The sequence below is a fragment of the Candidatus Zixiibacteriota bacterium genome (assembly GCA_034003725.1).
GTDB lineage: Bacteria > Zixibacteria > MSB-5A5 > GN15 > FEB-12 > WJMS01.
Genome location: JAVEYB010000008.1, coordinates 106,879 through 131,495, shown reverse-complemented (window position 1 = coordinate 131,495; position 24,617 = coordinate 106,879). Strand labels below are relative to the sequence as shown.

Genomic DNA, 24,617 nt, shown 5'->3' with positions numbered 1-24,617 from the left:
CGTGCATGGTAGCGGGTCCGCCCGCCCGGTGCAAACACAAAAAAGGCCCGACGGCGCACCCGTCGGGCCTCACACTTTGTGAACGGCGAAAAACTTACAGCTCAAAAAACGTCGTGATACCCGCATGCACGTTTACGACGCCGATGTAATTATCGAACACGTACGTGCTGCCGAACAGATCCTTCTCCGAGTTCTTGGTGAGGGCGTGCTGGTAGGTCGCCTCAAGAAACAGGCCGCCGAAATCATGAATGTAATAAAACAGGCCCGCTCCACCGCCAAATGCGAACGCCGGGGAATATGAAAGTTCACGGAAGCGACGGTTGCTTCCGTCGGAGTCCGTGACCTCAGTGGCAAATTTCACGTTGTAGAGACCCGCCATTCCCTTGAGATACGGGGCAAAATTAGTCTCTTCCCCGAACCAGTAGTACTTCATGTACACCATCGGATTGTACATTTGGTGCTTCTGACTCGCCGAGAGCTCCTCGATATCCGTATCGATGTTCATCTGTACATAGGTGAAGTTGATACCCAGCGCAAGATCGTAGGTGATAAAATACCCGATGTCGAAACCGATGTTCCAGCCGGTCTTGGCGCCAAGCGAGTCGCTCCAGTCAGGCAGATTATAGGCGGGAATGGTGGCCCCGCCGTATACGGCAACCTCGAGATACGACCCTTCTTCCTCCTGATACACAGCCTCTTCGTCCTGCGCCACCGCGGTAACACCGAACCCCACAAGCAACAATAGCCCACACACCAAGGAAAATGTCTTCATTACCGCATCCCTAACTATAGAACTAAAGCCCTAAACTTCAACCTATCATGCGGGCCGGCCAACAGACCGGCGAGTTCCCATCAAGAAAACGCCAAGATACGTACCGATTAGACGCTTTGTCAACTGAATATGTGGAGCCGAAATCGACTGAAAAGTCGCTTTCGGCTCCACTGACATTCGCTGTGGAAAAAACGGGCTCTATGGACAGCTCGGCGCCGGACCACCCGTAAAGAGGAAGTTGACGAGAAAGATAAGGTCGCTGAGATCAACCAGGCTATCGCAGGTAACGTCGGCGGCCTCGGAGACAGACGGCGCGGGACCGCCAAGAAACAGGTAATTCACAAAGTAGATCAAATCGCTCAGGTCAATCTGCTCATCGCCGTTGAGATCGGCGAGCGTCCAGGACTGCGATACGCTCGTCTTCACGAGTGATGAAAACACCGACTCCTGACCCTCAGCATCGGTCGCGGTCACGCGGTACCACCAGTCCCCCGCGTCATGCGACGTAAATGCGTACGATGTCTGAGCGGTGGCTGATTCCAGCTCGGTTTGCACGCCGAAAAACTCCACGTTCTCAACATCATCGACCCAGACGCCTTCGTTGAGCACGGCCGCATCCGTCGCATACAACAGCCGGACAAACACCTGTTGGCCCGCATAGGCCGACAGGTCGAATTTCGTCAGCAACCACGATCCACCCGACGAACCCGTGATGCCGTTACCCCGATTGGTGCCGTTGGGATTGGTGTTCGTGGTCAGATCGTTGGCCAGACTTTCAAACGTCTGACCGCCGTTAACGGAAACCTGCACGTACAAGTAGTCCCAGTTCGATTCAATGTCATACCAGATACGGAAGCGAAGCGAGTCGTTCGGCTTCACTTCGTACGGATCAACCGATGTCAGCGTATGGTCGGTCTGGCTGACGCTGGCGGTTGCCCACGACCGCAGGCCGCTGAACGCTCTTGTCGTAGACAGCCCCCACGTGTCAACCTGCCAGTACCCGTAATCGGCTTCAGCGTCGTCGGTGACACTCTGTCGGTCCCCCAGTTCGACCAGCCGGAAAGTCACCGCCGGATTGACCGTGTCATTGTGACTCCACGACACGGTAAAGGCGCCGCCGGAACTGTCCGGAACCGAGGCGACCGGCGCCGCCGGCGGCTTCAGCGCGTAAGGCCGATCGGCGATCTTGGCGAGAAAGAAATGCGGCAGGATGTTTTCTTCCGCAAGCACGGGGATGCGACTGAGCGACGGCCAGAAGCCATCGGAGCTGCCGCCGATTTCCGTTGTCAGCGAGATAGTGCGCGGCTTGGAAAGCGTGTCTCCCCAATACCAGTCATCGGACGCGCCGTTGGTCGGATAGAGCGTCCAGGAAATCCCCGGCGAATAGCCGTTGTATTGCACCATCGAGTCGCCCAGAATACGGAAGAACTCCTCCTCGTCGGTATAGACGTAGTCGTATCCCCACGGCCACAGCACGAGATTGGAGTACGTATGGACGTTATGTACGATCGTAAAATTGCGCGCGAGACTGAAGTCACGCACCGCCTGTGTCTCCGGCTCGGAGAAAGCCGACGGTCCGCGGTAGGTGACGTCCGACGGGCTCGGCGATGATCCCTCGTCGTCGTAGCCCCACTGGTAGCCCCAGTTGCGATTCAGATCCACCCCCGGCGTGGTCGGCTGGCCCGACGTACGACGGTTCTTACGCCACATGCCGCCGCCCGACGGATTAGTCGTCTGATTGTATACGTATCCGTCGGGATTGAGCACCGGGAGGAAGAATAACTCTCGATTGTCGATGACCTCTGTCACCTCCGGATCAACGCCGTAGTTTTGCAGCAACCACTCCATGTACCGGAGGACCGACGCCGCCGACGCCCCTTCGCGAGCATGGATCAGCGAGTTGTAGAAAACTTCCGGCTCGTCCTCGTCGACAGCGTGATTGTCCGATATTTTCACCACCCACAGGTCGCGCCCTTCCCAGCTCTGCCCGATCGAAAAGCGTGGACTGCAGATGGCCGGGTTGGCAGCGCTCAGGCTGTCGAGATACGCGATAATCTCCGAATAGGTCCGAAATCCGCCCATCGTCTCTATGTCCTTGTCGGGGTAGCGCGACTGATAAAAGGCGGTGATGTCGGCGTGAACCGTCTCATAGCCGATACCGGAAGCCTCTAGCTTCGCGGCGTCGCCCGGCCACAAAATGAGCGACAGCCGACCGCCGTCATCCTCCACGATATCCAGCCCCATACGCCAGACCTGGCGCACCTGCTCCTTGGACAGCTTCTCGGTCTTGACGAGCGGATTGCTATCGGCCGCCGCCGATCCGACGAAGAACAATAGCGCAACGACGCAAGCGAGGAATCGACGATGCAAATGCATTGTGAGTACTCCTTATCGATCAAATCACCTAAGTCTGAGCCGGACGAAAGATCGGTATAGTGAGGGGTGTAACTACTTGAAAATACGCCTTTTTACTTGGATGGCAAGGTCTTTGTCCATTTCTGGCGGGGTGCCGCCAGAGAAAAAGGTGTTGAAATTGAAGTGCTCACTTGCTTAATTGAGTGTTTATGGGAAATAGCATGGGCAGAGACCAGACATCAGGACAGGATTCCAGACCCTCCCCCCGGCAACATCCCAATTCCCGTCGCAGCCGCCCTCGTCGCGGCGGCCGCGGTGGTGGCGGAGGCGGCCCCCAGGGCCAGAGACTCTCCGTGCTGGTAGTCGGAGCGGGCGGACGCGAGCACGCCCTGGTCTGGAAACTGAAGCAGTCCCCGAAAGTGGACCGGATTTTCTGCGCCCCGGGCAACGCCGGTATCGCGCAGGACGCCAAGTGCGTCAATATCAAAGTGACTGATATCAAAGCGCTGGTTGACTTTGCCCAGCGCAACAAGATCGGCCTCACCGTGGTCGGGCCGGAACAACCCCTCGCCTCCGGCATCGCCGATGAGTTTCAGCGCCGAAAACTCCGGATTTTCGGCCCCGAGAAGAAGGCCGCGCAGATCGAATCGAGCAAGGCATTCGCCAAGCAGTTTATGCAGAAGTACCACATTCCGACCGCGCCGTTCCGCGTCTTCGAATCGGCCGCGGAAGCGATGGGATTCTGCAAGTCTCTTGCCTACCCGGCCGTCATAAAGGCGGATGGCCTCGCTGCCGGCAAGGGCGTGGTCGTCGTCCACTCCATCGACGAAGCCAACAAGACTATCGAAGATATCATGCTCAACAACGTCTTCGGCCCGGCCGGTAAACGAATCGTCATCGAATCGTACATTCGCGGTCAGGAAGTCAGCGTCATGGCGATCACCGACGGCAAGACGGTCCTGCCGCTGCTGCCGAGTCAGGACCACAAACAGGCGCTTGAAGGCGACAAGGGACCCAACACCGGCGGCATGGGGGCATACTGCCCCACGTCCTTTGTGACCCCGGAAATCATGGAGACCATCAACCAGTTTGTGCTGGAGCCGGCAGTCGCCGGATTCCGGGCCGAGAACATTCCGTATCGTGGAGTACTGTACGCCGGACTGATGTTGACTCCCGAGGGACCAAAAGTCCTTGAGTTCAATTGCAGGTTCGGTGATCCGGAGACACAGGCCGTCTTGCCGCTCTTGAAGACGGATCTGGCCGAAGTCATGAAGGCGGTGGCAGATAAGAAGTTGGCGAATATCCCCAAACTCGACTGGCTAAACGGCGCGGCGGCGTGCGTCGTGCTGACCTCCCGGGGATATCCCGGAAAATACAAGACCGGCGCCCCGATTAACGGCCTGCGCAAGACCTGGGGCGACGGAAGCGTGGTGTTCCACGCTGGAACCCGCCGCGACGGCAAGGCGTTAGTGACAGCAGGGGGTCGGGTTCTCGGCGTCGTAGGCATCAACACCGACCTCAAATCGGCATTGGTGAAGTCATACGAAGTTGCTAAACAGATTTCATATGACGGCGTCACTTATCGTCGAGACATCGGATACCGGGTGTTGGCGCCGACCGAAGCATAGGAAATGAATATGCCAAAAGTACTGATTCTCCTCGGCTCAAAAAACGACATGGAGTACGCGGAGAAGTGCCGGGAGCAGTTGACCGCTCTGCAGATCGAAGGCGTGATCGAAATATCATCGGCGCACCGCCACCCGGAAAAGACGGCTCGCCTGACCACGGAGGCGCAAGCCAATGGTTTTGAAGTGATAATCGCGATGGCCGGTTTGTCGGCCGCATTGCCGGGGGTCGCGGCGGCCCATTCGCTGCTGCCCGTGATCGGGGTGCCGTTGCCGGGCGCGCTGGACGGTCTGGACTCGCTGCTGTCGGTCGTTCAGATGCCGCCCGGAATACCGGTGGCCGGGGTCGCGATCGGTTCGCCCGGGGCGAAAAATGCCGCCATTTTGGCTGCACGTATACTCGCACTGAAGCATGACGACGTCAAGCGGGCGCTTGTCCAGCACAGGCAATCGCTATAGTATTTGGGATCATTTCCCGCCGGATTGTGTATTACCACTGTATGATACCGACTCGAAAGGAGTGCGTATGAGAAGGAACCACCTACTCTGTCTTGCGGTCATCGCCGTGTTTGCGGCCCTGTTTGTCGCGCCGAGCGGGCAGGCCGCCGTCGACACACTAAAAGCGAAAGAAATGCTCAATGCGGGCATAAAGGCGACTCAGGAGGGCAAGTCCGAAGAGGCTATCCTCGCCTATCAGTCCGCTATCCAGTTTGATCCCAACTTTGCCGATGCCTATATGAACCTCGGCGCGATATACTTCGAACAGAAGCAGTACGAGGAAGCGCTCGAGCAGTTCCGCAAAGCTGCGGAGAAGAATCCGAAGAGCGCCGATGCGTTTGCCAATATGGGCCGTGTTGACTATACCCTCCGGCGCTATCCGGAAGCGATTGACGCCTTCCAGAAGGCTATCGCCAATAACGGTCAGGACGGCTCCCTGTATCGCGATCTTGGTAAGGCGTACTACCAGAACAAAGACGAGGCGAACGCCGTCACGGCCCTCGAGAAGTGCCATTCGCTCAACGCGGGCGACTATCTGACGTATCTCATGGTCGGGCGCTCGTACGACAAGCTCGGCCAGGACGCCAAGGCGGTCGAAGCGCTGAACAAGTCTATCCAGCTCGAAGACAACTACTCGGCGCACTTCGCCCTCGGCCAGATTTACATGGGACAGGAAAAGTACACGCAGGCGGGCGCCGCGTTCAAGAAAGCCCTCGCGGCTGACGGCAAGAAGTACCTGGCGGCCTACAACTACGCTTCAGCGATGGAATTCGCCGATCCGGAGAATTACGACCGGAATATCACCAACTGGGAGTCCTTCATCCGTCTTGCCAAGAACAACCCGAAGGCGAAGTCGGAAGTCGCGCAGGCCGAGGCTCACGTCAAAGAACTGCGCGATGCTCTGGAACATGCCAAGTTGAACTAACCGTATCCAGTCGATAATCGATTTCGTAAACCCGTCGGCTATCCACCGGCGGGTTTTTTGTGCCTGTCGCGCCGGCACACAAAAAAAAGGCCGCCCGCCAGACCGGGTGGCCCTTTTATCGCGATACCGTTGTTAACGGCTGATGAACATCGTCACTTGTGATCGAAGACCACGCGGTCGAACTCTTCCCAATCCACCACGACCTCGTCGCCGTCGGAGGTGGTAATGAAGATCCCTTTGTTGCTGTCGTCGATGTCGTTGGAATCCCGAAGCTGAAACTCCCGGCCGTCAAGCACCGTTACGATCGCGCCGCTGCGACCCCGGCGACGAATCTCCTTGATGGCGCCCAGCTCGATGTCGTACTCGACATCGCGGTACTCACCATCGATTATCTCCCACGTGTACTCCTCGTCGTTGTCCCAGCGTATCGTCCCGGTGTGGCGGTCGCCGGCGTCCGTATAAACCGTACCCTGCAGCGGACGCCCGCCGTCGAAGTCATCGTATCCGATCTGCTTGGTCGGCGTCGAGAAATCCACGCGGTCGAATTCTCCCCAGGAGACGATCACGTCGCCGAACCCCGGATCGGACACGACGATTCCCCGGTTGTCGTCGTCCACGTCATTGGTGCCGCGCAGAATGACTTCGTCGCCGCCGGTGAGGTAGACTCTCGCGGCCGATGAACTGTACCGTTCGATCGCCTGTATCTTGTCGAAGGGAATCTTTCGGGAGCGGTTGTTCTCCTCGCCGTCGAGAATGTCACTGGTGAACAACTCGTCGATGTCCCAGCATATAAAGCCGGTGAACGTCTCCCCCCGGCGCGTCTGAAGGGTGCCGTACAGGCGGTCGCCAAAACGGGAGCGCTGATCGGTGCGGGCTGCCATGAATTCGATCTTTTCGATATCGTCCCAGACCAACTCGACCTCGCCGCCATCGTTATCCTCGATGACGAAATCGCGCATGCCGGATCCGAGATCGGTGGAACTGCCTGTCAGCTCGACCTCCCGGCCCGACTTGAGCGTCACCAGCGCACGGTCGTCCCCCATCGCCTCTACCGATCTGATGTGGCCGAACCGGATGCCGCTCGATGCGCTCGACGACCAGTCGCTGGACTCGCCGATTCGAATACCGAAAAAGCGGATTTCCCCCCTTCGCTCTGTGCGCTCCTCATCTCTGGCGCGGCGCTGGTCGCGCTCAGAGAGCTCCTTGGTCCCGTTGAGCATGTCAACCCAGTTCGCCTCGTTTTTGTCCCAGCGGATCAGCCCCTCCAGTTCGTCGCCGTCGGCAAGCAGTACCCGACCGTATATGCGCCCGCTGTTGTCGGCGAGCGCTACTCCGGCGGCGCTCGCGATCAGCGCACCCAGCAGGATTGTCATTTTCAGCCGCATGTGTCCTCCGTACAACCGTTTCCACACCTGCTCTGGTGTACGAAAATGAGGCCGCAAGGTTCGGAAAAATGGGCTCTGAGGCGGAGATTACTTCAGCAGGAGCATCTTGCGCGTGGAATGTCCGCCGGCGTACTCCAGTCGATAGAAATACACACCGGAAGACACGGCTCGTCCCTGCCGGTCGGAACCGTCCCAGCGCAGTTCGTGCTCGCCGGCCGGCAATACCAGCTCGGTTGAGGCGGAAACCAGCTGACCGAGAACATTGTAAATCGCAAGCCGAAGCTTGCTCTCGGCGGGCACGTGGAACCGAATCGTGGTCTCGAGATTGAACGGGTTCGGCCAGTTCTGATAAAGCGTCACTTCTCCCGGAATCGCCGGCCCGGTGTGCGTGCCGACATCGGTAGGCGTCCCCACAACAATCTCGCCGGGCAGTACGACCGGGGCGACCGAATCACCGGCCGTGTCAGCCAGTAATGCGATCAGCGTATCGTTATGCGCCGTATCAAGCGGCATGCGTGCATCTACATCGCCTGCCGTGAAGAATATTTCGGCGAGAGGCGTAGCCCCGGCTCCCAGCGAACCGGACAACGTGTCATACCGGATCGAGAGCCTCGTCTCTCCTGCGATGTCATCGATCTCGAACGAGAACTCGTATCCCGTCGGAAGACCCGGGTCCGCCACGGCCGAATCGATCCTCACAACCGACGTGTCGTACCGGAGCGGCAAAACGACCTCTGAGACAGTACGGTTCAGCCGAACGTCAATCGGCACGGAACCAACGCTTTGCCGCGCGACGACCGCCGAACCGATAATCAGTGTGTCCCCCAGCGACGGCTCTATCACGTCGTTCACCGTCAACGTCACCGGGACGGTCAGACTTGAGTCGTCGTGTGCCGTATCGATGATCGTCAGCGTCGCCAGGTAAGACCCCGGCGCGAGTGTATTGTCGACCACGGAGACAGCTACCGTATCGACCGACGTACCGTCCGACGGCGACACCTGCACCCACGACTCGCTTGCGATAATCTCAAACGGGATGGGGTTGTATCCGGCGTGGCTGATGATCAGACCGGCCGACTCAGGCGGCGTTCCTGACTCGTTCATTTCGAACGTAATGAACAGGGGCGCGGCCGACAGGGTCGGGTCGTTGTACTCCTGAATCGCTGCGTAGATATCGAAGTTGCCGTTGCGCTTGTCAACCCACGTGAGGTAACGGAAGCGACCGTCCAGCGCGACATCGGCCTGAATCTGAGCCGAATCCACATAGCTGTTTGCCTGAAAATTGGCTTCGCGCACGACGCCGTCGGCGTCAATCATCTGCCCCACGATGTCAAACGATGAACCGATCGAGTCTGACCAGATGATCGCGACGTTTCCGAGGCGATCCGCCGCAATCGTCGCTTCCCGCTGAGCCCGGACCGTGCCGTCGGTGTTCAACCGCACGTCGGAGTTTATCGGCGTCAGTGCGGTGTTGAACGTGCGGGAATATATATCGGGATTTGCGGGATAACGGCCGTTGCGCCAGTCCACCCAGACGACCGTGAACCGTCCGGCGGCGTCGGTCGCAACGTCGGGAAACGCCTGCCGGGCATCGCCCGGATCGGAGTTGACCTTGACGTTGCCCCCAAGCGGCTGAGCGAGCGAATCAAAACGCTGCACGAAAATATCGTCGTTGCCGAGACGGTTGTCGTACCAGGCGACGACAAACCAGCCGTCCTCGGCGTACGCGACACGCGGCGCGTGCTGCTGCCCCGTGCCGGCATCGGTATTGACGCGGAAGTTGCTGCCGACCAGACTGCCGTCGGAGCCGATCAGTTGCCCGTAGATATCCCAATGCAAATTTCGATAATCGGCCCAGACCACCACCACCGCCCCGGTCGGCGAGACGGCGATATCGGGCGTTTCCTTCAGCGAGTCCGGCGGCTCCAGCGTCAGGTCGCGATTACCGCCGAGCAGCGCCCCGCCGGTGTCGTATCGCTGGAAGTAAATGTCGGCGTCAAAAGGATATACACCGTTGCGGTAATCTTTCCACGTGAGCCAGTACCGGCCGGAAAAATCGCACGCCAGCGACGGTTCCGCCTGCCATGCCATATTGGTATCATCGTTGGCGCGACGATTGAATCCGATTGCATTCGCGGACCCATCATAGCGCTGCACGTAGATATCGTTTTCCCCTGCACGGCGATCCGCCCATGCAATGACGAAACTGCCGTCGGCGGCAACCGCTATGCGCGGATTGGTTTGAATCGCCGTCCCGCCGTCGTCGTTAACCCGGAAGTCGTCGACATCAGCGCGTGCGACCGCCGCAGCGACCACACAGGTGGCCGCGGCCAGCAGGGTGTGAACAAGCCGCCTGGTATTCATCCTGCCGAAAGAGGGCAAAAAAAATGCCCACGCAGGGGCGTGGGCGTGTAATCTTGACCGGGTTCACGCAAGCCGTTGACTGGGTGCAACTTGCTATTGTGACCAGCAACCCGGCCGGTGGTGAGCCGGCCGTTCTATCTGTGCGTGGAGGGAACCGGATACCCGTAGGACCGGTCAATCGTTTCCGTCTACCGATTAGCGGTTTTTCTTTTTATGACGGTTGGCGCGTCTTCTTTTTTTCCGTTTATGCGTCTTGATCTTCTGGCGTTTCCGCTTCTTCCCGCTGGGCATTGATCCTCCACGTTTGTTTCACACAGTTAAATCCCGAGTTTGGTGATCATGTTCTTGAACTCATTGGACGGCTTGAACACAGGCACCTTCCGGTCCGGCACGGGCACGACCTCACCAGTGCGAGGATTGCGCGCTTTGCGTGCTTTGCGAAGCTTAATCTTGAACGTCCCGAATCCGCGGATTTCAATGTTGTGTCCGGCCTCTACCGATCTCTTCACGGTGTCAAGAAATGAATCGACAACCACGGCGACATCGGTGCGAGTTAATCCGGTCTTCTCCGCTACCTTCTCGACCAGGTCCGCTTTTGTCACAGCTTCCTCCCTCGACAGAGTCGTCTATGTTTACCAATTCCTTTGCTTACTTCCATGCAGCGCGCTTCCCCATCCTCTCAGCTTTCACCGATCCGATAAGCTATTGTGGTTACGGAAGATAATCCGAGCACCACAAAAGAAAAAGAAAAATCAGAGCCTTGTCTACAGTTTTTTTCGGCCCCGTCATTGATTTTTGGCCGCCCGACTACTGATACAAATACAGCACCTGCGGACCCAACATCCCCCGGTCCACCGTCGCCGTAACCCGCTGGGCCACATCGGAAAACGACCCGAGAAGATCAAGCAGACCAACCTGCTCGCGACGATACGGCCGCACCACCGACGGTTCGCCGGTCAGACCGGCCATCTCGGCCGCTAGATGAATGGCCTCGTTCAAACCTCCAAGACTATCCACCAGACCGAGATTGTACGCCTGATGCCCCGTGTATATCGAACCGTCCGCAACTACATACACCTCTTCGCGATCCTTCCCCCGACCCTCCGCCACCACCTCGACAAACTGCTCGTAGGTATCCATCACGACCGACCGAAGCATCAGCTCTTCCTCCTCGGTCATGTCCCGGTCGAACGAACCAACGTCTTTCAGTTCACCGGATTTGACAGTCTCCAACTTCAGGCCGATCTTCTCCATCAGGCCCTCAGCCGTCGGAAACTGCATAATCACCCCGATAGATCCGGTCAGCGTCCCCGGGTTCGCGACAATCGCATCGGCCGCACAGGAAATGTAATAGCCGCCCGATGCCGCCACGGACGCCATCGACACCACGACCGGTTTTCCGTTGTCCCGCACGCGATTGATGGCGTCATAAATCTCCTGCGAGATGGCCACGCCGCCTCCCGGCGAATTGACATGGAGCACCAGCGCTTTAACAGAACCGCCTTCGCCCCATTTGTCCAACTGCCGGATGACCTCCCGCCCCATCGATTCGTCCAGAACTCCGAACACTTCGATCACCCCGACATCTCCGCCGATACCGGCGAATCCGACGCCCCCGGTTTCGGAGAACAGACTGATAAATATCAGGGCGAACATCCCGAACGCCACTATGAAGGCGCCCGCGATAATCACCCCGATTACGACATCCCGTTTCCTGGCCATATCCTGCTTTCGCTTGGGTTATTGTACGAGGATTTTGATTTCGTCACCCACCCGAAGGTTGTCCGGGTCGGTCATGCCGTTCCAGGCAGCAATCCTCGATATGGTAGTCCTATACTGCTTTGCGATACGGGCAAGCGTGTCACCGCGCTTGACTTTGTAGACGACAAACCCGCCGCCGGCCGCGCTGCCCGAACCGCTGACAATCAGCTTCTGCCCGGGATAGATGCGGCTGGACCGACCGAGTCCGTTCAACGCGCGGATGGCGCTTGTCGATGTGCCGTGGTTCTTGGCGATGTCCCAGATGGTGTCGCCCCGGCGCACCACGTATGTCGTCCGGTCGCCGTCGCTGGAAGAAATCGTCGCGGGCTCATCCTGCTGACGGGTCGCATAGCGCGACGTATTGCTGCGGTTCACGTTGTTGGCGTCGGTCGGCAGTTTCAGTTTCTGGCCGACATAGATGCGCGAGCCCTGTTCGATATAGTTCACGCGGCGGAGCGCCGCGACCGTCGTTCCAAACGCCTTCGCAATGTCCCACATCGTGTCGCCGGATCGAACCGTGTAGACCGCACCGTCCGCCTCATACGTGCGATTCTTCACCGATTCCGAGCCTTCCTGAGAATCGAGCGGCACCGGAACGATCAGGTGCTTGCCGGCATAGATCCGCGAGCGGTTGTTGAGATTGTTGGCCGCAAGAATCGCGTACTGCGACACGCCATACCGAGCCGCAATCGTACTGATTGTCTCTCCCCGGCGAATCTCGTGCCGCACCCAGCTGGTCTCTTTGGGCGACGGCATCCCGTCGTATGCGGCAAGAAACTTCTCCTTGTGACCCACCGGAATCTTCAGCGCGTAGTTCTTCTCGTTGGGGGGCGTGAACTGGCGAAGGAGTTCCGGATTCAAATCCTTCAACTCCTGGTAGGTGCAGCCCAACTCTCGCGCAACGACCTTGAGGTCGAGGCAGCGGTCGATGTGGATCACGTCCCACCGAATTTCATTTTCGAATTCGATATCGGTGAACCCGTATTTCTCCGGGTCTTTCGCGATAATCGTGGCCGCATAGATCAGCGGAACGTAGTCCATGGTCTGTCGTTTCAACCGAAGTTTCCAGAAATCACTCGTCTTCTGGCTCTTCATAGTCCGTTCCACCCGGCCCGGTCCGCCGTTGTAGGCCGCCATCGCCAGTTCCCAGTCGCCGAATTTCTCGTACAGGTCGCGCAGAAACCGCGCGGCCGCGCGAGTCGACTTCACCGGGTCCTTGCGTTCGTCTATCCACCAGTCACGATCGAGTCCGTACAGGCGGCCGGTGGATGAAATGAACTGCCAGAGTCCCATGGCGCGCGCCCATGAATACGCATGGGGGTTGTAGCCGGACTCCACCAGCGACAGATAAACCAAATCCTGCGGCAGGCCGTATTCACGCAGCACATCTTCAAACAGCCACCGGTACTTCTTGGACCGGCTGAGGTACTTGCGGAACGCATCCTGTGCCACGGTCTGGAAGTAGACGATCGACTTTTTGACCCGTTCGTTCATGACGACGGGAAGGTCGTAGGTTACCGGCTGGTGAATTTCCTCTTCATAAACGATGATCGAGTCGTCGCTGAGATTGCGCTCCAGGTCTCCGAATCGTTCAACCAGCACCGATGGCGCGACGTCCTGTTCGAGCCGGCCGAGCGAGCGCATCGTCGTGCGATAGTCGGCGACGATGTTGTCGAGAATGGTGTTGTACTTCACCGCCTCCGGCGTCAGCGACGAGTCGGCCTCGACGTCGAGATTGGCCATGATGCGAAGCGACTTCTCGAAATAGTACTGGGCTTCTTCCCAACTGGCTTCACGGTTGGCGATCACGCCCATCTGATAGTACTCTTCTGCGAGATCGAACAGCCGCCAGATGTCGTCGTCGACCGCCGCAGCGGAGTCTTCGTTGTAAATCTCAATACCGTACAGCCCGGCCGCACGATTCAGGCGTGGGCCCGAGGAATGGCCGATAGGCTTCCTGGCAGTTACTGCCGCGGTTGTATCGTCGGCAGGAATTTCCCCCGGATCGTGATCTTCGCTGGAGCTTCCGTATCGGTACGTCAGCGGTCCGGTTGTTTCATCGCGGGTGGGCGCCTGCGGGGTGGTGGTCGACGCCGTGTCGGTTGCCGGTTGAGTTGCGTAAACGCCGGGCGAGGCCAGCGATTGTCCACCGCCGCAACCGCTCGTAAAGGCGAGCGTTCCGAACAGCAGGACAGTGAGAAGCGCGAGAGTCGGGCGGGCAATCGTTGTTGAATCCTTCATACCATAGTCCTGTAGGCCTTGCGGGTTCTTGTCATCAGACTAGTAATCGGCTCGGCGCTCCTCGTCCTTGAGCAGGAATCGCCCTAAACCGTTGTTAAGTAACGAATAGCACTATAGGTGTCAAGTTTTTTCAAACCGCGAAAGTTCCTGCGCAAATTCTGCACAGAGCGACTCCAGCAGGGCTCCCGAATTCGGGAAAAAACGCGCCCCGGCCTGCCCCCGAAACCACGTGAGCTGCCGCTTGGCATACCGCCGGGTATTCTGCTTTATCATCTGGACCGCTTCTTCCAAACTGCAATCCCCCTCGAAATGATCCAGCAACTCGTTATACCCGATAACATTCGCTTTCCGCACGGGTTCGGCCAATCCCTCCGCCGCCAGTTGCCGTACCTCTTCGAGAAGCCCCTGGTCCACCATTGCATCTACGCGGCGATTTATCCGGTTATACAATTCTTCGCGATCCGGCGTCAGGCAATAATACACAAACGTGTATTTCGACCGCCGATAAGACCCGGTTGCCGCCAGCTCGGACTTGGAGACACCGGTGACGTAGAAAATCTCGAGGGCCCGCACCAACCGCACGTGGTTGTTCGGGTGAATCTTCGCCGCCTCCAGCGGATCGATCTGCTCCAACTGCTCATAAAGACGCTCGGCGCCGCCTTCCGCGCATTCCTTTTCAAGACGTTCGCGTATTTCCATGTCCTCGCGGTCCATCTCAACTACTCCGTCGGAGAGAGCGCGAAGGTACAGGCCGGTACCGCCGACCACGAGCGGCAGGTGATCCTTGCGCAGGCACTCATCGATCGCCGCCGACGCGTCATCGATAAACCGAAAAGCCGAATAGCGCTCGCCGGGCTCGATGATATCTACGAGATGGAAGCGAACTTGTTGCTGCTCCTCAGCGGTTGGTTTGGCGGTCCCGATATCGAGGCGACGGATCATCTGGCGTGAATCCGCCGACACGACGTCGATCCGAAATCGCCGGGCCAGATCGAGAGCCGCAGCCGTTTTGCCGGACGCGGTCGGTCCGCAGATAATCGGCAGTCGGTTCACCTCAGCCACGACCGAACTGCCTGTCGAGATCGTCCCGGCCGATACGAATAAACGTCGGTCGGCCGTGAGGGCAGGTGTAACGATTCTCGCACGTCAGAAGTTGTTCAAGAAGACCTTCGGCCTCCCGGTCCGTCAATCGGTCGCCCGACATCACCGCCGCGCGGCACGCAATCGACTGCGCCATTGCCTTGCGCGTATCATGACCGGCTTTTTTCAGCGATGACAGATCGTCAATCACCTTCAGGATCATCTTCGACGGCGACCGGCGCGAAAGAATCGCAGGAACCGCCTCGATATTCACCGTCCGTCCGCCGAAGGGCGCAACACCGAATCCCGACTCGTTCAACAGTTCCGACGATTCCTCGAATACGGCGTATTGCTCGGGCGACAACTCGACTTGCTCCGGCATCAGCAGGTGCTGGCCGACAACGGCATGGTTCTCCAATTGGCGAAGCGTCTGTTCGTACAGGACGCGCTCGTGGGCAGTGTGCTGATCCACGATATACAAATCGTCGCCCGCCTGCAGGATCAGATATAAATCAGAGAAGCGGCCAACGAGGCGGAGTCCCGTGGATAAACCGGATCCCGCTTCGCCGACAGGCTCGGATAGCTGCTGCGGCCGGTCGACAATCTCTCCCGTACGGGTGTCAACCTGTACGATCGGCGGCGCGGATTCGTCCGGCTGCGGCGCACCGTGTCGATACAACTCGCCGAGAAACGAACGATTCACGTTGGGATTGGCCGCAACACCCGGGATATACGCGCCCGGAATCCGCGACCCGTCGCGCGGGGAGGTTCGCTCTCTGTCGACGATAACGGGACGGAAAGCCGGGATGATGCCGTCCTGCCGAAGCGATTCCTTGACCGTGCGGTAGATGGCATCGTAGACCTCGCGCTCCCGCGACAGCCGGACCTCGGTTTTGGCCGGATGGACGTTGACGTCGACGTCCGAGGGATCCACGGTCAGCAGCAGCGCTCCTATCGGAAACATCCCGCGCGGCAACATCTCGCCGTAACCGGCTCCGAACGCGTGCGTCAGCGACGGCGCCTGCACGTAACGGCCGTTGATGAACAAGTACTGGCTGAAGCGGTTGGCGACCGCCAGCTCGGGGCGGCCGATGCTGCCCTCGATCGAGACCGGCCCCACCGTGCCGCTCACCGGCACGAACCGTTCGCCGGGGCGAAGCAGCGCGGACGCGCGCTCCGTCAGAGACGTCCCCGGCACGATCGAAAACACGCGTCGACCGTTGAGCGTATAGCTGAACCCTGGATGCCCGCGTCCCAGCGCCAGCGCGGTTGCCGTGCGCGATATGTGCCGCGCCTCGGTTGACTCGGCCTTGAGAAACTTCCGTCGCGCCGGTACGTTGAAAAACAGGTTCTCCACTTCGACCGTTGTTCCCGCCGGGGCCGCCACGGCTTCCAGAGAGTGCAGCACGCCGCCTTCAAAAATGATCTCCATCCCGACATCCTGTTCGGACGGCCGCGAGACCATGCGCATGCGCGACACCGACGCTATCGACGGCAGCGCCTCCCCGCGAAATCCGTAAGTCGTCACCCGGTCCAGATCGTGAAATTCGGATATCTTGGACGTCGCGTGACGGGAGAACGCAATCTCCATCTGGTCGGCCGCGATACCGCAGCCGTTGTCGATAATCCTGATCAGCTTCAGACCGGAATGCTCGATGACGATGTCGATCCGGTCCGCGCCGGCATCGAGCGCATTCTCCACCAGTTCCTTCACGACGGCGGCCGGGCGCTCGACCACTTCACCGGCGGCGATCTTGTTGATCAGTCGCTCCGGAAGCGGACGAATGAACGGTCGCGGCGTCGAGGAGGCCATCTCAGGTCAAATCCTTCTTGAGATCGTGGAGAAACCGCAGGGCATCCATCGGCGTCATGTTCTCGAGATCGGCCTCCTTCAGGCGCGACTCGGTTTCCGATACGGGCGGATCAAACAGGCTCGGCTGCATCCGCTGCTTGTACACCCCCTGGCCCAACTCGCTCTGGTTGAACTTCCCCGACTCGAGCAATTTCAGAATCTGCCGGGCGCGCGTGATGGTCGGCCGCGGAACGCCGGCCAGCCTCGCCACCTCGATACCGTACGAGTCGTCGCAGCCGCCCGGGATGATCTTGTGCATGAAAATGACCTTGTTCTCCCACTTCTTGACGGCCACCTGAAAGTTGGCAATGTGGTCGTAGATCGCCGCCATTCCCGTCAGTTCATGGTAGTGTGTGGCGAAAACCGTCCGCGCGCTTTTCTCTTCGTTGATGAACTCGACCACCGACCACGCCACCGACAAACCGTCAAACGTCGATGTCCCCCGGCCGACTTCGTCCAGCAGCACCAGCGACCGGTCCGTGGCGTTGTGCAGAATGTTCGCCGTTTCGATCATCTCCACGAGAAACGTCGATTGTCCCCGCGCCAGATTGTCCAGCGCACCCACGCGGGTGAAGACACGATCGACCAACCCGATTTCGGCAGCATCCGCCGGTACCCACGAACCGATCTGGGCGAGTATAACGATCAATCCGATCTGGCGAAGGTACGTCGACTTGCCGGACATATTCGGCCCGGTCAGAATCACGATCCGACCGGCCTCATCCAGTTCGACATCGTTGGCCACGAACGAGCCCGGCGGCAGCACGGACTCGATTACCGGGTGCCGCCCGTTCTTGATGATCAGCCGCCGATCCTCGAAAATCCCGGGACGGCAATATCCGCGCGCGACCGCCAGCTCCGCGAGCCCCGAGACCAGATCGATTTCGCCGAGCAGGTCGGCCGTCGATACGATGTCGGCAATCCGCCGGTTGAGCGTCTCAACCAGTTCCTGGTACAGCTGAAGTTCGAGTCGAACGATCTTCTCCTCGGCGGCGAGAATCAGTTCCTCTTTCTCTTTCAGTTCCGGCGTTATGTAGCGCTCGGCGTTGACCAGGGTCTGCTTGCGGATATACTCCGCCGGGACCGCCCCGCTGTTGGCGCGGGTGACTTCGATATAGTACCCGAACACTTTGTTGAAGCCGACTTTCAGCGTCGCAATCCCCGTACGCTCGCGCTCCACCTTCTGCAGCGACGCGATATACGTGCGCGCGTCCCGAATGGAGTCGTTGAGCGTATCCAGCTTGTCCGAAAAGCCGCGCCGCAGCATTCCGCCTTTTGCCGCCACGATCGGCGGCTCATCCACCAGCGCCTTCTCTATCACCTCCACCAGATCACCACACTCCGGCAGCGCACGGAACAGCTGGGACAAATGCTCGGACCGGCAGTCGGCAAGAATCCGTTTCAGCCGGAGCGCGCCGGCCAGACCGTCCTTGATGCCCGCCATCTGTCGGGGCGACAGCTTGCCGATCCCCAGCCTGCCCGCAAACCGCTCGATATCCGGCAACTGCCGCGTCTCCTCCCGAATCCGGTAGCACAGGTCGCGCTCCTTGACCAGTTCGCTGACCCCGGTCAATCGCCGCTCGATTGGAATGCGCGTTTTGAACGGATGCAGCAAGGCGCGCTGAAGACGGCGCGCACCAAACGGCGTGTGACACCTGTTCACGACCGAAAACAGCGAATTCTCTTCGGTGTTGTCCGCGATGTTGCGAATCAGCTCGAGATTGCGTACGCTCGAGTAGTCCAGCGTCATCACTTCGGCGTCGTCGAATCTGCTGATCCGCGTGATATGCGACAGCCGCTCCCGGTAGTTCTCCTGCAGGTAACGGAAAATAGCGCCCGCGGCGATTATCGCGTGCCGCGACTGCCCCACACCGAACCCGTCCAGCGTGCTCACCTCGAAATGCTTCGTGAGATCGCGCACGGCCGCGCGGTAATCGAAATTGAAATCTTCGTATTTGGTGATGCGACGGTCCGACGGCGCCAGGCCGTACTGCTGTTCGAACTCGGCGGAATCAACCAGCGTCACGGGACACAGAATCTCCGACGGTTCCAAAAGGCGCATGCGTTCCACTACTCGCTCGGACAGTCCTTCGTCGACCAGGAACAGCCCCGACGACAAATCAAGCGCAGCCATCCCCGCCGTTCGGCCGTTCCCGGCTACCAGAGCCGTGAGATACGTGGCCCGCGTCTGTTCCTCCACACCGTCGACCGTCGCCGTCCCCGGGGTGAGGATCTCCACGATATCACGCTTGACCAGGCCCTTGGCCGTTTTGGGATCTTCGACCTGCTCGACCACCACCACCTTGAATCCCCGGGACAACAGCCGGGCGAGGTAGCGGTCGGCGGAATGATACGGAACGCCCGCGAGCGGGATCTTTTCGGTGGCTCCGTGCGAACGCGAAGTCAGCGCGATACCCAGCACCGGGGCGGCGCGAACCGCATCGTCGCCGAACATCTCGTAGAAGTCCCCCATGCGAAAGAAAAGGATCTTGTCGGGATGCTGTGTTTTGATGGCGTGATACTGACGCATCAGCGGCGTCATCGCCGAACCGTCGGACTTACTGCTCATCGAGCGACAACCTGGTACACTTCGCCGTGATTCTGCTCCAGTGTCGTTTTGAACTGAAGGGCGTCGTTGTAGTCCGTGAACCGCCCTACGTAGACAACGTGGTAGGAACGACCCGAAACCGTCTTGCTCGCGATGTCCACCTTTTTGCCGTAGCTCCGGAATTGATCGCGCTGACGGTCGGCGTTGGCCTTCTCGGAGAAAACCCCGACCTGAACCGAGTAGTACGTCCCGGTGATTTTCTCGGCGGTGTTGTCGGACTTGACCTTGTCCGGAATCGCGCCGAGTCGCTCGATGAGAGCGTCGAGCCCCACCGAGCCGGGATACGCCTCGCGCAGGATGTTGTAGTAGAAGACCGCGTCGTCATACTGCCTGCGATTGTAAGCGTCAAAAGCCAGCAGATACAGCGCCTGCGGCACACCCGGGCCGCGCGGCTCCCGTGAGAGAGCGCGAAGCATTTCGACCGCGCCGATACGCTTCTGCTGCGCCAGCATCAGGCGCGCCTTGTCGATACTCCCCCACTGCGCGACCTCGCTGCCCTTGTAGCGGACGAGATAGCGGTCCGCCTGACGAAGCGCGCTTTCGTATCGGCCCGCTTTCTCATCGAGCAGTATCGACAGCCGAAGCATCTCGCGGTCAAACTCCCCTTCCTCGAAATACGTCCGGTACTCATTGACGATTCGGGCAAGGTCCTGAAACTGGTTCGTCACGAGGTAGTACTGCGCGAGACGATAGAACAGCTCCTGCCGGTGACGGTGAGAGACCGACGCCTGCAGCGCTGCCTCCATCAGGCGGGCCGACTCCGCGGCGTTCGACTCGATCAGCGCCCGGTAAAAGAGGATGTTGCCGTCGCGGGTGGCCGCCGTGGCATAATGAGACAATGAATCAGCAGCCTCGGCAAGCCGGCCCGATGCAATCAACTCGTAGATTCCGGCCGACGCAGGCTGCGCCAGCAGCAAGCCGATCACCAGAAATGTCATGACGCGAGTCATGTTCCAACAGCGCTCCATCGCCAATCAGATTCGTTCGCGGGAATAATCAGGTGCGCACGGGAGTTGTATCCGGAGCGGCCGGCGACATACCGGTCGACGCGGCGTTGCGCTTCTCGCGGTTCCGCTCCAGTGTCTGCAGCAGGTCCTGCAGTTTGCGTCGCTCCCCGCGATCGAGATACAGCCGGATTATCTCGATCAGCACCGTCAAATCTTCCGGGTAGTCCTCGACCAGCCCCTCCAGCACTTCGCACGCCAAATCACCGTCGCCTTTCTTCTCGTGAAACTCCGCGAGCGTCAGGCGGGCCTGGAGGTTTTTCGGGTCGTGTTCGAGAATGTTTTCGCAGATTTCCACCATGTCGCCGTAGCGGCCCAGATCAAACAGGGTCTTCTTGAGCCGGTCGATGACCAGGTGCCCCTTCTGCGGAACCGCCGAAATGAGCTTGCGCCAGAAATTCACGGCGTCCTCGAGCCGATTCTCGAGCTGGTACGAGTCGCCGATCGCGAGGTACGCGTCCACCAGCGTCGGGTCGAGCCCGATCGCTTCCTTGTACACGATACGGGCCTTGTGGTACTCGCGCTTGCGGTACAACTGCGACGCCATGTGAACCTTGAACCGGGCCAGCGGTTTTTTCGATTTGTTCCCCTCGAGCTTGAGCAGCTCGACCGCCGTGTCGTAGGCCGCTTCCCACTGCTGGCGCTTCTCCCGGACCGACAGCTGCGTGCGATGTGCCCAGCGGCTGCGCGGATCGAGCGATATCAGTTCATTCAGCGCCTTTTCCGCCGTCTCGAAATCGTTCAGCGCAAGGTAATCCTCCACCAGTTGCGTCAGGATTGCGGCTTTTTGGTCCCGTTCGAGTCCGGAGCGGAGGGTGAGATCCTTGTGCACCTGCAGCGCGCGTTCGGGCTTGTTATGCTCGCGGAGTATCCGGCCCAGCCGAAGGTAGGCGTCGATATTGTTGGTATTTTCCGCGACGACCTGGCGGAGCTTGGTAAACGCGGACTCGGTACGGCCGTCCAGCAAATCGCCAAGCGCCCGGACGTACAACTCGGGCTCCGTTTCCCGCGTGCGCCGGAAGAACCGCTCGTAGCCGAGGTACAGCGACGTGGCCCCGAGAAGAATGACAAGAACGATCAGGACGTTTTGAAACATGCGTACTAACTTTCGCTAAAGGCCGAACGCTGGTCCGCGGATTCGCCGTCGGCCCCCTTGAGCAGGTCGGCCGACTCTTCGATCGGCCGATTGCGAAGGATGGCCACCTCCGTCTCCAGCGCCTTGATGCGCTTGCGCGCAGCCCGGACCTGCATGGACAGCTTGATGTACGTACTGATGAACAACAACAGGGACAAAAACAGGCCGATTCCGAGCGACCAGCCAACCACCGTTATCAACGGGACAGCGGTAAGATCGCTGTACACCGGCTGCAGGTTGACGTCAACGACGATGCCGACGTTGCTGTATGCGAAGGCGACCGCGGCCACGAACACCAGCGCGATCAGAAGCGCCCGCAATGCCCACATATACCATTCCCTTCAGGATATGAACCGTGCCCCCGGGGCCCGGTCCGTTCTATCGCGTCTGTCGCGACCCACCCTCATCCGAGAGCATGCGAACTCAGCTCTCGGCTTCGTCATCGCCGCCCGCTTCCGGCTCCGGCGCCTCGTCAGTCGCACCGGCCTCACCCCACTTCAGCGACTTGATCATCCCCATCGCCTCGGCCAGCACGCTGTCATAATATTCCTTCTCCGCCATCACCTGGAACACGAGCATCTTATCGCCGTTCTTGACAGCCACGATCGTGCCGCCGTACGAGCTGTTGACTCGTTTGCCGCCGAGGGCCGATGCCGAGGTCTGCACGTTTTTGGCGTACTTGGCCTCGCCTTCCCAGATGTCCGCCAGATTCTTGCCGATCTCCAGCCGGTTGCGACCCTTGGGGACGATATCCTGTTCGTTCAGGAAATCAAACTCCTTGCGGATCTCGCTGCGCAGGTCCGAATCCCACGTCCGGCTGAACATGGAGTCGACAAATTCGCCGGGGCGCATATTCGTCTCCGCCATGTACACCACCACACGCGGCACCAGCGTATACACTTCGGCGTTTTGATAATGCGGCGGTATGCCGTAGTTCTTCTGCACCAGAACGATACGGTAGTTCTCTTTATTCTTGCGAATCCGGTCGGACCAGTTGCTGTTGACCGTAAACGAGTAATCGTACTTCACGTCGTAAAACACGCCGTCTTTGACGTACCCGGCGCCGGGCGACTTGCGACGGGCCTCGGCTGTCGCCGCAGCGAGCAGCGCGACACATGCAAAAATCAAAACCTTCTTCATTGTGACGTTTCTCCTCCAGCTGGTGGCAATAGCATAACATGTATTTTCATTCTTATACACCCAAAAGTCAACCATTTTCGAAGAAATCACACCCCGATCGCCGCAGTATCCGACTATCGGTCAGTTAGTTAACGGTGGCGATGGAGAATCAGGCGCCCGCTGTGCCCACGGCGCGGCCCGCCCGCTCGTCGATGTAGTCGCTGATTGTGGTGAAACGGAAATCGGTCAGCAGGCGGTTTATCTTGTACGAAAAAATCTCTGTCGATCCGTACGTCCTGAACCACTGCACGGCCGACAACCCGTCGATCTGCGGCGGCTTCGGATCAAGCTCCCAGGGATGCACGTACATCATCGCCGGGCGCCCCTCCGCGTTCAGCTTCCGAATCATCTGGCGGCTGTACCAGTAGGGCGAGTGGCGAAGGTACCCGCCGCCTGACACCGGCACGTTGCGCCCCAGAAGACGGTACGTGGAGTTCGGGAACTCATACAGAAGCTTTCCCGATGACGTCTCCATCCGGAACAGCTCCCGAGGGCCGGTCGGCATGCCATACAAATCGTGTTTGATGGGAAATATCGAGCTGTCGTAATCAAAGCCCATATCGGCCAGAACATCGAATGCCCACGCCACCTTGTTATGGATCGACCAGCTCGGCGCGCGGTATCCACGCGGCATCACGCCGGTGGCGTTGATGATCGCGTCTATTGCCCGCCGCGTGTCCTCGCGGAACTCCTCCGGCGTCATGGAATCGACCCGGCGATGCCAGTACGAGTGACAGGCAATCTCATGACCCAGCGCGGCGATCTCTTCGATTATTCCCGGATGATGCTCCGCGCACCACCCGAGGATGAACCAGGTGGCTTTTACGTTCTTCTCGTGAAACAGCGCCAGAAGCCGCCGAACGTTCGCCGTCAGAGTCGACGGCAGCGACGCCCAGGTCGGCTGGGGGTATCGGTCGCGCAATACCTCGACGACAAACCATTCCTCGAGATCGACCGTGAGGAGATTGACCGAAGCCTGCATGTTCACCCTGACCGCGGGTTAACCGCTGATCGAGTTGCCCTCGACCTTGGGATTGCGTGCCACCTTCGACAGGCGGTCCGACTCTTTGTCGGGCGGCGCCTCGCCGTTTTCGCCCTTGTCGCGGCGGGCTCGATGCGCGGCGCGCTGATCCGGGCGTGATGGCGTGTAGTCGTACCCGTAGTACTTGTAATCGTAGTAATAAGGAAGCGAATTGTCGGCGTTGTTGAGAATGACGCCCAGTATCTCCGTCTTGTTCGCCCGCATGATTTCGACCGCCCGCACCGCCACGTCACGAGCCGTCTGCCCGGCGCGAACCACCATCAGCACGGCGTCCACTTCCGGCGCCAATAGCATCGGGTCCGACACCGGAATGATGGGCGGACAGTCGACAAGGATCAGATCGTAGTAAAACTTCATCTCCGTGAGCAGCCGTCCGATCGCAGGCGCATCAAACACCTCCGCGGGTTCCGCCGTCACGCGACCGGCCGTAATCAGGTCGAGATTCTCCAGCGGCGTTTTGCGGATCACGTTCTTTCCGGGCAGCCCCTGCTCGAGCACGCCCGTCAATCCCGGTTCGCGATCTAGATTGAACAACTTGTGAATCGCCGGCCGACGAACGTCCGTATCCACCAGAAGCGTCTTCACGCCCTTCTTGGCGGCCGTGATCGCCAGCAGCGAACAGACGGTCGACTTGCCCTCAGAAAGGTTCGCCGACGTGATCATCAGCACTTTCAACTCGCGCCCCGCCTCGTGCCGTTTCAATCGCTGGAGCAGGCGACGGAACTCCGTGGCAAATGGACTTTCAAGACTGTAGTAGTCGATTATCGACAGGGAGCCCTGTTTCATCCGGC

At 59.3% G+C, this 24,617-nt stretch carries 19 protein-coding genes; 3 read left to right on the top strand and 16 right to left on the bottom strand.

The window, feature by feature from the left end; genetic code table 11:
• Positions 1 to 94: 94 nt before the first annotated feature.
• Entirely contained in the window at positions 95 to 772 is a 678-nt protein-coding gene (locus RBT76_10545; GenBank protein ID MDX9858220.1) for an outer membrane beta-barrel protein, read from the bottom strand.
• A 198-nt stretch (positions 773 to 970) separates the two neighbouring features.
• On the bottom strand, positions 971 to 3,148 hold the full coding sequence (locus RBT76_10540; protein MDX9858219.1) for a M14 family zinc carboxypeptidase: 2,178 nt from the start codon (positions 3,146 to 3,148) through the stop codon (positions 971 to 973).
• Between the two features lie 332 nt (positions 3,149 to 3,480).
• On the opposite strand from RBT76_10540, the gene purD reads away from it, so the two are divergent.
• The 3 genes from purD to RBT76_10525 all read left to right on the top strand — a co-directional run bounded on the left by purD (position 3,481) and on the right by RBT76_10525 (position 6,175).
• On the top strand, positions 3,481 to 4,755 hold the full coding sequence (gene purD, locus RBT76_10535; GenBank protein ID MDX9858218.1) for a phosphoribosylamine--glycine ligase: 1,275 nt from the start codon (positions 3,481 to 3,483) through the stop codon (positions 4,753 to 4,755).
• 9 nt (positions 4,756 to 4,764) lie between these two features.
• On the top strand, positions 4,765 to 5,211 hold the full coding sequence (purE, locus tag RBT76_10530) for a 5-(carboxyamino)imidazole ribonucleotide mutase (protein ID MDX9858217.1): 447 nt from the start codon (positions 4,765 to 4,767) through the stop codon (positions 5,209 to 5,211).
• A gap of 67 nt (positions 5,212 to 5,278) precedes the next feature.
• Entirely contained in the window at positions 5,279 to 6,175 is an 897-nt protein-coding gene (locus RBT76_10525; protein MDX9858216.1) for a tetratricopeptide repeat protein, read from the top strand.
• Positions 6,176 to 6,327: 152 nt separating this feature from the next.
• On the opposite strand, the gene RBT76_10520 is transcribed toward RBT76_10525, so the two are convergent.
• The 14 genes from RBT76_10520 to RBT76_10455 form a co-directional block, all read right to left on the bottom strand.
• Entirely contained in the window at positions 6,328 to 7,560 is a 1,233-nt protein-coding gene (locus RBT76_10520) for a hypothetical protein (GenBank protein ID MDX9858215.1), read from the bottom strand.
• An 87-nt stretch (positions 7,561 to 7,647) separates the two neighbouring features.
• A complete protein-coding gene (locus tag RBT76_10515) occupies positions 7,648 to 9,924 on the bottom strand; it encodes a T9SS type A sorting domain-containing protein (protein MDX9858214.1) in 2,277 nt (758 codons plus the stop codon).
• 317 nt (positions 9,925 to 10,241) lie between these two features.
• Positions 10,242 to 10,544: an HU family DNA-binding protein gene (locus tag RBT76_10510; protein MDX9858213.1), complete on the bottom strand. Its 303-nt coding sequence runs from the start codon at positions 10,542 to 10,544 to the stop codon at positions 10,242 to 10,244.
• A 187-nt stretch (positions 10,545 to 10,731) separates the two neighbouring features.
• Positions 10,732 to 11,646: a signal peptide peptidase SppA gene (gene sppA / locus RBT76_10505; GenBank protein MDX9858212.1), complete on the bottom strand. Its 915-nt coding sequence runs from the start codon at positions 11,644 to 11,646 to the stop codon at positions 10,732 to 10,734.
• 18 nt (positions 11,647 to 11,664) lie between these two features.
• Positions 11,665 to 13,926: a LysM peptidoglycan-binding domain-containing protein gene (locus RBT76_10500; GenBank protein ID MDX9858211.1), complete on the bottom strand. Its 2,262-nt coding sequence runs from the start codon at positions 13,924 to 13,926 to the stop codon at positions 11,665 to 11,667.
• A gap of 120 nt (positions 13,927 to 14,046) precedes the next feature.
• Positions 14,047 to 14,988 (bottom strand): tRNA (adenosine(37)-N6)-dimethylallyltransferase MiaA, encoded by a 942-nt coding sequence (gene miaA / locus RBT76_10495; protein MDX9858210.1) that lies wholly within the window; start codon positions 14,986 to 14,988, stop codon positions 14,047 to 14,049.
• On the bottom strand, positions 14,981 to 16,819 hold the full coding sequence (gene mutL / locus RBT76_10490; protein MDX9858209.1) for a DNA mismatch repair endonuclease MutL: 1,839 nt from the start codon (positions 16,817 to 16,819) through the stop codon (positions 14,981 to 14,983). Before mutL ends, miaA begins: the two co-directional genes overlap by 8 nt.
• Position 16,820: 1 nt before the next feature.
• Positions 16,821 to 19,427 carry a DNA mismatch repair protein MutS gene (mutS, locus tag RBT76_10485; GenBank protein MDX9858208.1) on the bottom strand — a complete coding sequence of 869 codons (2,607 nt, stop codon included), beginning with the start codon at positions 19,425 to 19,427 and terminating at the stop codon, positions 16,821 to 16,823.
• The gene (locus RBT76_10480; GenBank protein ID MDX9858207.1) at positions 19,424 to 20,404 is read right to left on the bottom strand and encodes an SPOR domain-containing protein; all 981 of its coding nucleotides are present in this window, start codon (positions 20,402 to 20,404) and stop codon (positions 19,424 to 19,426) included. Before RBT76_10480 ends, mutS begins: the two co-directional genes overlap by 4 nt.
• Positions 20,405 to 20,462: 58 nt before the next feature.
• The gene (locus RBT76_10475) at positions 20,463 to 21,566 is read right to left on the bottom strand and encodes a tetratricopeptide repeat protein (GenBank protein ID MDX9858206.1); all 1,104 of its coding nucleotides are present in this window, start codon (positions 21,564 to 21,566) and stop codon (positions 20,463 to 20,465) included.
• Positions 21,567 to 21,571: 5 nt separating this feature from the next.
• Positions 21,572 to 21,934: a lipopolysaccharide assembly protein LapA domain-containing protein gene (locus tag RBT76_10470; protein MDX9858205.1), complete on the bottom strand. Its 363-nt coding sequence runs from the start codon at positions 21,932 to 21,934 to the stop codon at positions 21,572 to 21,574.
• A gap of 94 nt (positions 21,935 to 22,028) precedes the next feature.
• Complete coding sequence (locus RBT76_10465) at positions 22,029 to 22,745, bottom strand: hypothetical protein (protein MDX9858204.1); 717 nt, start codon at positions 22,743 to 22,745, stop codon at positions 22,029 to 22,031.
• A gap of 148 nt (positions 22,746 to 22,893) precedes the next feature.
• Positions 22,894 to 23,766: a DUF3473 domain-containing protein gene (locus RBT76_10460; GenBank protein MDX9858203.1), complete on the bottom strand. Its 873-nt coding sequence runs from the start codon at positions 23,764 to 23,766 to the stop codon at positions 22,894 to 22,896.
• Positions 23,767 to 23,784: 18 nt separating this feature from the next.
• Positions 23,785 to 24,612, bottom strand: coding sequence for a CpsD/CapB family tyrosine-protein kinase (locus tag RBT76_10455; GenBank protein ID MDX9858202.1), 828 nt, complete (start codon positions 24,610 to 24,612; stop codon positions 23,785 to 23,787).
• Positions 24,613 to 24,617: the final 5 nt, after the last annotated feature.